Origin of the sequence: Methanolobus halotolerans (assembly GCF_004745425.1) — an archaeon.
Lineage (GTDB): Archaea > Halobacteriota > Methanosarcinia > Methanosarcinales > Methanosarcinaceae > Methanolobus > Methanolobus halotolerans.
On the sequence record NZ_PGGK01000002.1, the window covers coordinates 64,296 to 76,936 of the forward strand.

Annotated in this window: 10 protein-coding genes; 2 read left to right on the top strand and 8 right to left on the bottom strand. The window is 45.8% G+C overall.

The genetic code is table 11. The features are described 5' to 3' along the window. Nucleotides 1-54 precede the first annotated feature (54 nt). Nucleotides 55-1,065: an ABC transporter substrate-binding protein gene (locus CUN85_RS01935; RefSeq protein ID WP_135388467.1), complete on the bottom strand. Its 1,011-nt coding sequence runs from the start codon at nt 1,063-1,065 to the stop codon at nt 55-57. A 155-nt stretch (nt 1,066-1,220) separates the two neighbouring features. Here CUN85_RS01935 and CUN85_RS01940 point away from each other — a divergent pair, with 155 nt between their 5' ends. Beyond that, nucleotides 1,221-1,742 (top strand): helix-turn-helix domain-containing protein, encoded by a 522-nt coding sequence (locus tag CUN85_RS01940; RefSeq protein WP_135388468.1) that lies wholly within the window; start codon nt 1,221-1,223, stop codon nt 1,740-1,742. 15 nt (nt 1,743-1,757) lie between these two features. Here CUN85_RS01940 and CUN85_RS01945 read toward each other — a convergent pair whose 3' ends face one another. The 6 genes from CUN85_RS01945 to CUN85_RS01970 all read right to left on the bottom strand — a co-directional run bounded on the left by CUN85_RS01945 (nt 1,758) and on the right by CUN85_RS01970 (nt 10,862). Further along, nucleotides 1,758-5,189: an S-layer protein domain-containing protein gene (locus CUN85_RS01945; protein WP_135388469.1), complete on the bottom strand. Its 3,432-nt coding sequence runs from the start codon at nt 5,187-5,189 to the stop codon at nt 1,758-1,760. Nucleotides 5,190-5,242: 53 nt separating this feature from the next. Then, nucleotides 5,243-6,232, bottom strand: coding sequence for a thiamine-phosphate kinase (thiL, locus tag CUN85_RS01950; protein ID WP_135388881.1), 990 nt, complete (start codon nt 6,230-6,232; stop codon nt 5,243-5,245). Nucleotides 6,233-6,451: 219 nt separating this feature from the next. Next, nucleotides 6,452-7,261: a DUF4349 domain-containing protein gene (locus CUN85_RS01955; protein WP_167848758.1), complete on the bottom strand. Its 810-nt coding sequence runs from the start codon at nt 7,259-7,261 to the stop codon at nt 6,452-6,454. A gap of 114 nt (nt 7,262-7,375) precedes the next feature. After that, nucleotides 7,376-8,176 (bottom strand): anaerobic ribonucleoside-triphosphate reductase activating protein, encoded by an 801-nt coding sequence (locus CUN85_RS01960; protein ID WP_135388472.1) that lies wholly within the window; start codon nt 8,174-8,176, stop codon nt 7,376-7,378. 4 nt (nt 8,177-8,180) lie between these two features. Next, the gene (gene nrdD / locus CUN85_RS01965; protein WP_235856169.1) at nt 8,181-10,472 is read right to left on the bottom strand and encodes an anaerobic ribonucleoside-triphosphate reductase; all 2,292 of its coding nucleotides are present in this window, start codon (nt 10,470-10,472) and stop codon (nt 8,181-8,183) included. Between the two features lie 138 nt (nt 10,473-10,610). After that, on the bottom strand, nt 10,611-10,862 hold the full coding sequence (locus tag CUN85_RS01970; protein WP_135388476.1) for a glutaredoxin family protein: 252 nt from the start codon (nt 10,860-10,862) through the stop codon (nt 10,611-10,613). 371 nt (nt 10,863-11,233) lie between these two features. On the opposite strand from CUN85_RS01970, the gene radB reads away from it, so the two are divergent. Then, the gene (radB, locus tag CUN85_RS01975; RefSeq protein WP_135388478.1) at nt 11,234-11,902 is read left to right on the top strand and encodes a DNA repair and recombination protein RadB; all 669 of its coding nucleotides are present in this window, start codon (nt 11,234-11,236) and stop codon (nt 11,900-11,902) included. Between the two features lie 4 nt (nt 11,903-11,906). Here radB and CUN85_RS01980 read toward each other — a convergent pair whose 3' ends face one another. Continuing rightward, nucleotides 11,907-12,638 (bottom strand): tRNA (adenine-N1)-methyltransferase, encoded by a 732-nt coding sequence (locus CUN85_RS01980; protein ID WP_328591215.1) that lies wholly within the window; start codon nt 12,636-12,638, stop codon nt 11,907-11,909. Nucleotides 12,639-12,641 lie beyond the last annotated feature (3 nt).

Below are 12,641 nucleotides of genomic sequence, written 5' to 3' on the forward strand. Positions count from 1 at the left end.
GACCGATGTGTCAATGTTTTAATCATTATTCAAAGTTATCATTTGCCGGAAAAATTATTGATCAAGAGCTTCATAGAAGCTCAGATCAAATAGGTCTTCCTGCTCAAGTGGCATACTGATGTAGCCAAGTTCATACTGTACCTGAGCATAGTCCACTGTTGAGTTGACTATAAGATTTGGATCTGCAACCCAGACCCCGTCCCAGTCAGTTATGGACTGCCTGACAACTTCAACATCCCAATCCTGGTCATCGGCAAATATCTGTGCCGCATCTTCCGGGTTCTCGACGGTATACTCGGTTGCGCGTACATGTGTCTCCACAATCTGCTGCACTATTTCAGGATGCTCGCGGATGAGCTTGCCACTAACAGCAACAACACAGCACGCATGATCATCCTGGATCTCGCCCGAGGATACAACTGATCTTCCAACACCTTCTTCTTCAATCAGGGTCGGTGCCGGATGCGGAAGGAACACTGCATTCACCTGGTTAGCTGATATAGCAGTCATAGCGTCCCCGGGACCCATAGGTACAATCGTCACATCATTCTCCGGGTCGATATCATTTGCTTCAAGCCATTCTCTCAGAAGTGTGTCCTGGATAGTTCCCGGAGGGAAGGTGGCTATCCTCAGGCCCCTGAGGTCATCGGGACTATCATATGGCAACTCATTGCGCAGTACGATGTCCGAGCCCTGTATCTGTGCTGCGGCAACTATCTTTGCATCCAGACCGCTTGAAATAGCAGACACTACAGGCGCAGCACCTACATATGCAACATCTATCTCACCTGAAAGCATTGCCTGCATTTCAGGAGCACCTGTGGGGAACACGTTATCCCTGATCCTTTCAACACCAAGAGGACCAAGGTCATCACTCCACCATCCATTCGACTCTGCTGCCAGGTAGGCTATCTGGTGAGTGCTTGGCTGGTAACCAAATGTGAGTTCCGTGACAGGTTCATCTTCTGTTGCCTGGTCAGTGCAGCCTGATACAAGTACTGCTGCCACCAGGAAAAGAATTAATATTAAAAACGTAGATGATCTTAAAGATTTTATGCGATTCATTTTATCACCTTTTACTGTTTAGTAATTAAACTTCAGGACAATCTATTTTATATATATTGCCCTGAAAGCAGATAATGTTTCCCACAAGTATTAATATTAAAGTATACATTGCCTTAATAGGACATTATTTTAACAATATCAGTGATGTGTAATGAATGAATGCTGCAGATAAAGTGATTGATGCTGTTTTCGAGTCTGACGAAAACTTCAGGAGGATTCTATCCAAGATAATTAAAGAAGATCTTGGACTTACTGCCATTGAATTTGCAGAAAAGGCAGATATACCCCAGAGTACGCTGTATAAGATCATGTCTGGTAAAAGAGAACCAAACATGAAGACCCTTCGTCAGATAGTCCGGACTATCAAGAAGATAGAGGGATCAGAGAGGGGGGATTTCATAGCAGTTATAGCTGCGCGTCCGGTACTGGATAATATGAGTGAAACAAAAAAGAAAATATGCGGAACACTCTGCACGATAAGAGAGTATTCCGCAACATCGATGGAAGAAGCCATTATTGCAGCCGTGCGTGCCGAAAGGGATGGTGCGAAAGCCCTTGTTTGTGCCCCCATTGTTAGTCCTACAGTGGAAAAGATACTGAGAATCCCGGTTGCAACAATTATGCCAAAGAACAGTCTTATAGAAGCTATAGAAGTAGTATCTAAAAAAATAAGTTGAAAAATTAAGTGGAGTTTATCGGAGATTTCCGACTAACTCCTGAATTGCCTGTATCGACTCATCCACCTTTGCATGGGCGATCTCAACAGTCCAGCCTCCGGCAGTGAAAAGATACCCAAGACCTCCGGCACCGATAACCACAATGGCTCCGAGAATGTACCAGATTGTGCCGGAACTTTCGAATACCTCGTATTCTTTATTCAGACCTCCGATATCGAGGCTATAGACACCGGGCTCTTCTTCAGTGTGCTTGAACACGATAGTCCGGGTTTCATCAACATCAAGACTTACAGCCTGTGAATCTACAACAGTATCGTCTACCCTGAGGTCAACGGTATACTCACCTGCTGCTGTACCTGTGTTTGTGACATCGACACTGATGGTTGTCTCCTTACCCTCTTTCACATCAAGCGGGTCAATGCGCAGGTTACTGAACTCGAACTTTGCTGCAAGCTCCTGAACCTCAAGATCCAGCTCCGCCTCGAGAAGTCCGGATTTTTCGGCCTTGAGCTTGTGCATACCTGCTTCTGTCATCGTGTAGGTGATAGTACCATCACGGGATGTGGAACCTATGGACTTGCCGTCAAGGGTCACTTCAGCACCCTCGATCGCATCTCCCCCAATTGCCTTGAGAACAAAGATAGTTGCCGATGTACCTTCATAGACATCATCAGGTGATACCTCGATGATCATTTTCTTTGTCTCGTCGTCAGGAGAGATAACTTCCAGTTCATCGCTTCCGGAAGCATAGCCGCTCTTTTCGGCCACGATCTCAAGTGTGCCTATCTTGCTGGCAGTGTAGGTTGCCCGGCCTTCATCATCGGTCTTTCCAATGGAAATGCCTTCGACATTTACTGTTGCTTCACTGACGGATGCCCCACGGGAGCTCACTTTGATGACAACGTCATCGCCTTTTGCCACAACGGACCTGTCAAGGTCAACTCTGAGCGTCTGGGAAGGTGCGGTGGTGACCTCCACATAAGGATAGTATCGAACTGTGTTTGAATCATCAGCAACATTGAAGCTGATGTCACCCATCAGTGCCACAGACTTACCCCTTGACAGTGAGATGGAATCCTTATTCTTCATCGTTATACTGCCACTTGTACTGGTGACCTCCATCTTGCTGAAGGTTTCCCCGCTCTCAAGCTCAACGTAATCCTCGGATATCTGGAAGATACCCTGTATGAACACTGCGTTGCTCTCACTTCCCCTGAATATCTCGTCGAAGTGGACCGCGATTATCGGAACGTCATCAGAGTTACCAAGGTCTTTTTCGTATATGTAGGTCCTTCCTGCAGAAACTACATCACTTTCAAGACGATCTCCATCTTTGCTAATCTCTATAAGTACCTGATTGCCATCTCTGTCAACTTCCACTATATCAAGCACATAGCCTTCTTCAAGTATCAGGGACTGGCCTGAGTAGACAGACCTCTTATCATCTTCATCGATCAGAACCTCTGAAAGCAGACCGTCGGAAAGGATATCCACACTGCTGCTGCTTCCAAAAGCATTTTCGGGATAGCCTGCAAAGTATTTCTTTGCCATGAAGCCGATGACATTGAAGTTATTCCATGGCGAGTGCTCAAATGATACCTCCCTGGGAGTGCTTGTATAGACCAGTCCATCTTTTGGTATCTTCCTATCATCAATAGACTTCAGTTCAAGTGTTTCTGTCCGGATGCCCTCATCTATATCATAATAGAAGCCTTCAAAGTTAAGCGGTGTCCACGTCAGTTCCTCACTGCCTTCTGCAACAGTACCACGAAGCTCGTAAGTTCCCGGGTCAGACATGTCAACAAAGGGTGCAAAGCGCAGGGTGCTTGAATCTGCTACGATAAAGTTAATCTTCCCCATTATATCAATGGTTTTTCCAGGAGACAGGGTGATTCTTCCATCGTTCTTCATTTCTATGTAGTCATTACCAAATCCTGTGACTTTCATCTTACCGAAGGTTTCCCCGTCCTCAATTTCGATATAGTCCTCGGATATCTGGAAGATGCCCTGCACGAACACGGCATTGGATTCAGTGCCACTGAATATGGAATCAAAATGTACGGCAATTATCGGAACATCATCCGAGTCGCCAAGATTCTTTTCATAGATGTAATCACCACTGCCACTGATAATTGCAGTGTCTACCTCGTCACTGTCTTGTGTAAGGGTCACCATGACCTTATCACCGTTCCTGTCAACCTGAACGATGTTGAGCCTGTATCCTTCCTTGAGTATAAGCGATGAGCCCGTATATACGGATCTTTTGTCATCATCATCTATGAGGACCTTTGAGAGCTGTCCTGAAGATATCAGACTCACAGAATCAACATTATCAATTTTTGTTTCTGAGGTATATGCAGCAAAATACTTCTCCGCCATGAAGCCTATAACCTCGTACTTACCCCATTCGGAGCGTTCAAAACTGCTTTCAACGGACTCAGTACGGTACTCAAGTTTCCTATCACCTATACTATCACTGATATCAGTTATCTTCATTGTCTCAGAACTGAATCCTGAATCCAGTTCATAGAAGAAACCGGAGAAGCTTTTAGCGTTCCATGTATAGGTGGTGGACTGACCTGCATTCTCATCCCATATCCTGTCACCGCTGTAATAGTTCTCAGGCTGCACCGTTATTGTCGTGCTTGCAGTATCATCACCATCACCATTGGTGGCTGTCAGAGTAACATTGTAGGTGCCTGTGGAATCATAGGTATGCACAGGGTTTTGGTCAGTTGAAGTTTCACCATCTCCAAAGTCCCATGACAACGAGTCCGAATCACTTGAAGTGTCGTTGAACTGTACCGTAAGAGGTGCTGATCCTTCAGTCACATTTGTGTCGAAAGAAGCAATAGGTGGATTCGAAGATGAAGCGTTTACTGTAATGTAATCGGTTTTATTCTCATAAGCAGTTCCGTTGGCATTAATTGCTGCAAAGCTAACTGTAAAGGATCCTGTACTAGAATATGTGTGCACAGGATTCTGTATAGTATAATCTACAGTACCATCGTTGTTCACATCCCATTCCCAGCTAGTAGCATTGGTAGATCCATCTGTGAACTGCACAGTCAGAGGAACCTCACCGGAAGTAGTGTTAGCTGAAAAATCAGCATTCGGAAGAACAGCAGCAGCGTTGACCTGTATGAAGTCAGCCTTTGTTTCCGTATCATTATCAGTTCCGTTTTCCGCAAACAGACTTACAGTGTAGTTACCTGCTGAAGTATAGGTATGTGTCTGATTTTGGCCGATTGCAGTATTTCCATCACCAAAATCCCAGGCCCATGTGGTTGCATTCACTGACTGGTCTGTAAAATCAACAGTTAATGGAACATCGCCCGTAGTCGTGTTAGCTGTAAAATTGGCAGTAACATTTGCAGCCGAAGCCACACTACTAAACAAAAATATTAATGATAATCCAAACAGGATCATTTTTAGGTTTTTATTCATTTTTAAGCCATCCTTGAATTGTGAATAGTGTAATCTAGTCTTCTTGTATAATTCTAAGTCCCCAATTGTAGATAACCTTTCCGATTTATCGACAGGTTTGTACCGTGATTCCGTTCAATGCGAATACCAGCTGTTTTTCCAACTACTTCACCTATGATACTTAAATCACATGCGTTTCTTGCCTCTTCCAGTTTTTCGGGAGAGACAGTGAAAAGCAGTTCGAAATCACCGCCTGTGTAAAGTGCAAAGTCGGTCTGCTCTTCAGGTTCGGAAGTAACGTAGTCTTTCATGTCCTGGCAGACAGGCAGCATGGACTCACAGATGTGGAACCCTACGCCGTTGATGTCGGCAAGGTCATGCAGGGACATTGCAAGGCCATCACTTGTGTCCATCATACAGGTCACAGCACCTGAACGTGCGAGTGCCTGACCCTCAGCGACCCTCGGGCAGGGTTCAAGCAATGTGTTCAAAAAGGAGTCAGGAACATCTATTCCATGCTGGAGAGCGTGGAGTGCCGCTCCTGCGGAGCCTGTAAAGCCTGTCACGCATACCCTATCGCCCGCGTTGGCACCTTTTCTCTTCAGCAGCCTTGACTTTTTCACCAGCCCAAGAGCCGTCCCGGTGATTGTAAGCTCATCATGAGTGTCAATATCCCCGCCAATAACAGTGGTACCGCACGCCTTTGCACAGTCCGACATCCCCCTGGCCATTTCTTTAACAAAGGATACAGGCGTGTCTGAAGACATACCTATAGCCATCAGAATTCCGATGGGACGTGCACCCATGGAGGCCACATCACTTAAGTTGACCGCCGCAGACATCCAGCCTATCTGCCACGGAGTCATCTGTTCAGGAAAATCTGTTTTACTGTGCAGCATATCCGTGGTCACGACAAGATAATCGCCATCTGAAATGTCAAGCACTGCACAGTCATCACTACCCGGCCCTAAAACGAGATCCGTATTAAAATCACTGTTAAACATTCCTGAGAGAAGGTTAACAAGAGACCTTTCACCCATTTCCGAGACTTGTGTCATTTTCATGGCCGTATCCATTAATATTTAAGACAGACTTCATACATTTCAAAACTTTTCTGAGCAGTTTTTTTACAATGAACCTTTGTATTGAAAGACGCTTTATTTATGTTTAATTATAGCATTTTTATTGGAAGTCAATTAATCAATGATTTGAACACAGATATAAGAACAATGGTAAAAAGGAAGTTGGGTTTAGTAGCATAATCCTCCATGCTTAGTAAGCAGTCACCTCCTTGTAACCCGCCTTATACCAATGAACAGTCCTCCCATAAGCATAATAGCGATGACAATCGGAAGGAGATAACCCGCCAGTATTATCAGAGCGTTCACCATCGAGATAAAGCCCTGTACAGACTCTGAGAACGCATCCCTGAGTCCCCATGACTGACTGATAGGGCGGGGCTCTGTGACATGAATGTTGATTGTTGAGAACTCTATCCTGTTATCAAGATACTCCAGACGTCCCGTGAGGCTGTCTATCTCGCCACGGACACGTTCCAATTCCTTTTCCACACTCAGTATTTCCTCAACTGTCACACTCATGTTCAAAACATCTGCAAGGCGTGTTTCCTGTCTTTCAAGATTTTCCAGGCGGGCACTTAGGTCAATGTACTCCTCTGTCACGTCATGGGCGCTTACGCTCCTTGAACTGAGTTCCCCGAATTCTTCCACAGTTTCCATGAATGCAGGGTACTCCGATTCCGGCACCCTGACTGTGATATACCCATCTTTTCTGGCGTTTGTGTCATAGTTAAGAGCATAGACGGATGAACTGGAAACATAACCACCTGCATCCCTGGCAATTTCTGCAATCCTTTCCAGGGTGAACGCAGCATCTTCCACCTCGATAGACATCTCCGCAGTAGTAATGGTCTTGCGCTCCACAGAACGTGTGCCGACTCCGCCTGAACCAGCTTCTTCCGCCATCCCCTCAGGAGAGTAAGACGAATCCTCTGAAGAGACGGACTTTGAATCCGTATCAGAAGACGGGGAACTCTGATATTCATCAATTCCCGCACAACCACTTGCAAGCAAAACAAGTGCGATCAGGAAAAATACAGATAGTAAATATGTTATTTTTATAGGACCACGCTCCTTTTCAAGATAAGAGGAGATTGGAACCTGACATATAAAACAATATTCTAAGCTTCAAAACGATTCGAAGTTAAGTTTCTCATTGCCCCTTTCCTTTGTCCTGATCCACACATTATCCAGGAACTCATGGGCAGCAGCAGCAAGTTCAAGCATCTCGTCCCTGCTATATGGCAGGATATCCCTCATACTCTCAAGCATGGCATTCTCAGGGATACCTTGCTGGAGGACATACGGAACATTCCTGTTCCCTGTAATTTCAAGAATTGAAGCAGCTATCTTTGAGATGTCAGACGCATCACCTATAAAGTCCCTGATCACAGTGGTCCTCAGTTCCAGTTCCACATCGCTGTTCAGGACCATTAGAACAGACTCCGACACATTCTTCACCACTTGTTCAGGATCTGCCCGGGCACAATCAACGGCATCCTGTGAACTACAGCACCCTATGGCCCTGGAATACAGTCCGGAATCATCCAGGGGAGCCTTGACATCGATGAAGAATTTGTCAGCGATCTTTTCCCTGACCATTTCAGCCACGACCTTCGGATAGAAACCGCAGGTGTGTACCCCGACCAGCAGACCTTTTTGCTTTGCATAGCGTGCAAGATCCAGAGACGCCTTCTTTTGCATGAGAGGCTCTCCACCGGAAAGTACCATGCTGCTGACAAAGGGCAAGGACTTTTTAATGGCTGCCTCGGGAACTGAAGTCCCTGTCATGTTACTTTCAAAAAGTAATTCATGGTTCTGGCAATAAGGACACCTGAAAGGACATCCTCTCAAAAAAAGCACGACTGACACATGCCCGTGCCAGTCTATAGTAGAGATTGGAACACAACTACCGTAATTCACGTTCATATGATCAGATCATATCGCTTGAACTGTAGCGCATCCTGTCTGCAAGCTCCTGCTTCTTTGCATTGTTCCAGCCGTTAACCGCCTGCACATATCCCGTTACCCTTGAAAGCTGCTCTACATCATCGGAACCGCAGTTCTCACAGCAATCCTTCAGACCGGACATAATATGGAAGTCGTTGAGACATACGGTCATGTCCTTAGTAAAAGCGAAATAACCTATCTGGGTGTTCCTTGCTATCTTCATTGCGAATTCCTTGAGCCCCTTTGCATCGGGTGCACCCTCTCCCATCCATATATGGCAGATATTGCCTCCATCCACGATCGGGAAGAACACATGCTCGATGTTGATCCTGTCTATCAGAGATATATTTGCTCCCGGGGGTACATGGGTACCGTTGGTGTAGTAGACAGGAAGATCATGGGCCTTGCCGAGTTTTGCAAGGGCAGCTTCTTTGTCGCCCTTGACAACTTCCAGCACTGCATCCTTATATTCGTCATGCAGGAGATCGGATACGGCAAACCTCTGACCGGTGGTCTCTGCAGGAGTGCGTGCAAGTGCTATTTCCATACCATGTCTCTCGCTGAGCTCATGTGCGTACATCTCCATTTCGGTCATAACTCTGATAGCGAACTTGAAAGCATCTTTGGACTCATGTATCTGGGAGCCTACATGATACTGCACCATTTCGTTTATGCCGATCACACCGATGGTATACACAAGCGCATCGATATCAACTGCTATTGCACCTTTCTTGCCCGTAATCGGATCTTTGGGCATCTGGGTCGCAAAGGGCATTCTGTTGCTCTCAATAATACTCTCCATCCAGCTGCGCTTTGTCTTGAACAGTTTGATACACTTGTCCATGAGGTTCCTCAGGTCTGCGAAGAGAGCCTGGTCATCCCCGTTAGCCCTGTATGCGGCCCTCGGACAGTTAAGGGATAAGACCTGCCAGGAACCCATGGAAAAATGCTTTCCATCCTTGAACAGTAGTTTGTCCTCAAAACTTTCATCCGCATCCGCGTTGGCTGAGAACTGGTATGCACAGCACTGATAACAGGATATACCCTCGCCTGCGCCCCTGTATTCAGGTAGCTGGTTATCGAAATATGGTGTGCCGAACTTTGCCGCCAGCTCAAAGGTCATGTCATACAGTTCCTCGTAGCCCGGCAGGTCAGGATTTGCCCTGTTAAAGAATTCGTCCTCTTCCATGAAGTCAGGTTCAAGTGATATCTCCGGCTTTGGGAAATTGAAGGGTTTGCCCCAGTTGTCACCCTCTATCATGACATCCATAAGGGCCTTGAACGACAGACGGACCTCACGCTCGAACTCGCTGTAGGTACGTTTCTCAGTACCATTTGTACCGTCATGGACCCTGCCCTTGTAGACTGCGGGCTTATCCCTCCAGAGCTTTGGTATGCCAGGGGACAGCTGAACAGAGGAGAACACGACCTGCCCACCACGAGCAACCATCATCTGGGTCATCTCATAAACGAACATCTGCATAAGCTGCTTTATGTCGGTGTAGTTCTTGCCTTCCAGGTAAGGCGCAAGGAATGTAAGGAAATTATAGAAACCCTGTCCGCCTGCAAAATTGGTCTGGGCGCTTCCCAGGGCTTTGACAGCATGAAGTATAGCAACTTCAGCTTTCATTGCAGGGCCGGCAACACTTGCCTTTGCACCGGACCCGTCCGGCATAAGACCATAGTAGAAGAAATACCTGAGATCCCAGTCCTGACAGAACGCACGGGTACCGAGATATTCCAGATCATGTATGTGGAGATCACCATTTAAATGCAGGTCAGCTGTCTCGGGAGGCAGCAAGAGAAGGTACTGTTCCTTGGAGATCTTATCTGCCTTTTTCTTATGAGAGGTTTCTGCATTCTCCTGCAGGTTTGCGTTGTCCCGGGCCTCAAACCCGCTTCCAAGGTCGATCTCACATGCATCGTATACCGGAGTACCTACCCTGGTAGAGATATTCCTCCACTCTATATGCCCTTTCTCAAGAAGAACTATATTTACGATCTCCCTGATCAGAGGTCCCGAAAGGAACTTCAGGTCAAGGATCCTGATACGGCGTTCGACCTCTTTTGCAATATCCTGGGCCTCGTCTTTTTCTATACCGGGTTTCCCGTGAAACCTCTCGGCAAGCTTAGTCTCTTTTAATAACTGGTTGATAATGATACTGCGGTCCCATTCAACCATGTGCCCCACTGTAGTGCGCACCTTGGGCATTATGGAGATCGTGTGACCATCAAGCGTCTTTTGAATGGCATGTGGTTTTGTAAGCGATGTCATATTATTCGATACCCCTTTATTTTCTTCTATCCGGAACCGATCCTGCTCCTGATCAGCCTGTTCTGGATCCCTTTTTTCCCCAGCCATTTTATTTTTAGTAGCACAGATATCCATCTTTCCCACCTCACAACAATAAGATCAGACAAGGCTGCCCAGTGCATCCATATTAACGTCAGGACCCTTGAAGAGGTCCTTATGAGTTAAAAACTCGTCGTCTATCTGAAGGACAGGTGCAGTCATCGTGAAAACTCCATTGAATTTCAGTTCAGTGAGGGCTTCAGGAGTGGACATGTCGGCTGTTTTAAAATTAATACCCTTTGAATTAAGTACCTTTTTCAGCTGTTCACATTTCGGGCATGTCTTTGTTGTATATATAATCACTTCAGCCATGTTTCTCGCGTCCCTTGTTATTTATAATTAATTATTTATATAATTACTCACCTGAAGAGGAACGACAATGCCAACCATAAAAGCATATACAGTTGACATTATTTTTTACGTTGCCTTTTACACCGTGAGGTAAATTATACAAATGCCTCCTAGCTTAATAATGCTTTTTCAAACTCTGTCTGGTAACAAAACACCGGATGATAGAAGACATAGCAAATAGACGTGATAACATACACAGGAAAATATAGATCAATTATGGTGCCCGAGTTGAAACCATTCTGATTATAGATCTGAATACAAACCGTCTTTAACAAAAGATGTATATTATGAAGCCTATTATAGCAATTAGTCCAGAACAAGAGGTGTAAAAGATAACCAAGCAGCTATCATCCGGCAGTCAGAGTATAGACAAACTCCTTGAAGGAGGTTTTGAAACAGGCATTGTGACACAGATATTCGGGGAGGCCGGCAGTGGCAAAACAAACCTGTGCATGCAGCTTGCAGTGGAATGTGTCAAGAACGGAAAAAAAGTAATTTACATTGACACCGAAGCCATCTCACCCCAGAGATTCAAACAGATCGCCGGAGAGAACGCAAAGGAGATAGCCAGAGAGATCATTATCTTCGAGCCAGGCAGTTTTGAAGAACAATATGCTTCAGTTAAAGAGATAGAAAAACTAATATCAGACAGGATAGGCTTGATAATAGTTGACTCTGCAACAGCATTTTACAGGTTTGAGCTTGACCAGGAAGAATCGAGCATCAGGTCAAGGCGAGAACTTGCCAACCAGATAGGTTTCCTGCATGGTGTCGCACGCAAGCACAAACTGGCTGTCGTCATAACAAACCAGGTGTACAGCGATGTAGTGACAGGTACCCTGAAACCCATCGGTGGCAGCGGGATAGAACACATTTCCAAAAGTATAATCCAGCTTGAGAAAACCGGAGAAGGCACAAGGCGTGCAAAACTCTGGAAGCACCGCTCCATCCCCGAAGGAAAGAGCTGTGAGTTCAGAGTAACTTCAGAAGGCATCAGATAATATTTTAGATCCTTGCGATACTTATAAAACCGGTATGACCGACCCTGGAGGTCGCCGGTCTTGTACCTCTGTCGGAAAATGAGATCTCACGCTCAGAACATTCAATGGTCCTGACATCATAGAAGCCTGCCTCATCTATTGCTTTTCTGATATCCTTGGTCTGCTCGAAGAAGGGAGAGTACGTCACCAGGAAACCACCCGGGTTCAAAACTTCCCGGACATGAGGAATGACATCCTTTGAGTCCTGTGTATCCAGTGTGACAATATCAAATCTTTCTTCAACAGACGATATTTCGTCAACTATATTACCACATCTGATCTCCACATTATCAAGCCCGGCGCTCAATACATTCTTCCTGGCAACATTTACGAAATCCTCACGTATCTCATAACTGAGAACACGTTTTGCTATGGATCCCAGATACATTGCAAGTATGCCCGAGCCCGTGCCCGCATCAAGTACAGAATCATTCTTATTGAGCCCGGTATAGGCAATTACGGGACCTATATCCTTGGGCATCATAGGGGCACCTGTTCTTTTTGCATGGTTGAAGAAATCAGGCATACGTGGCCGCTGTATTGTGAGCTCCTGACCCATGTGAGATATCACATTATCCCCCGGAGACTTCTCAAGCAGCACCGAAAGATCGATAATCCCGAAATCCGTGTGAAATTCGTCATCGCAGACATTCACAATAAACTCCCTGACCTTTCCCCTGCGGGAGGTCTTAAGCATAAC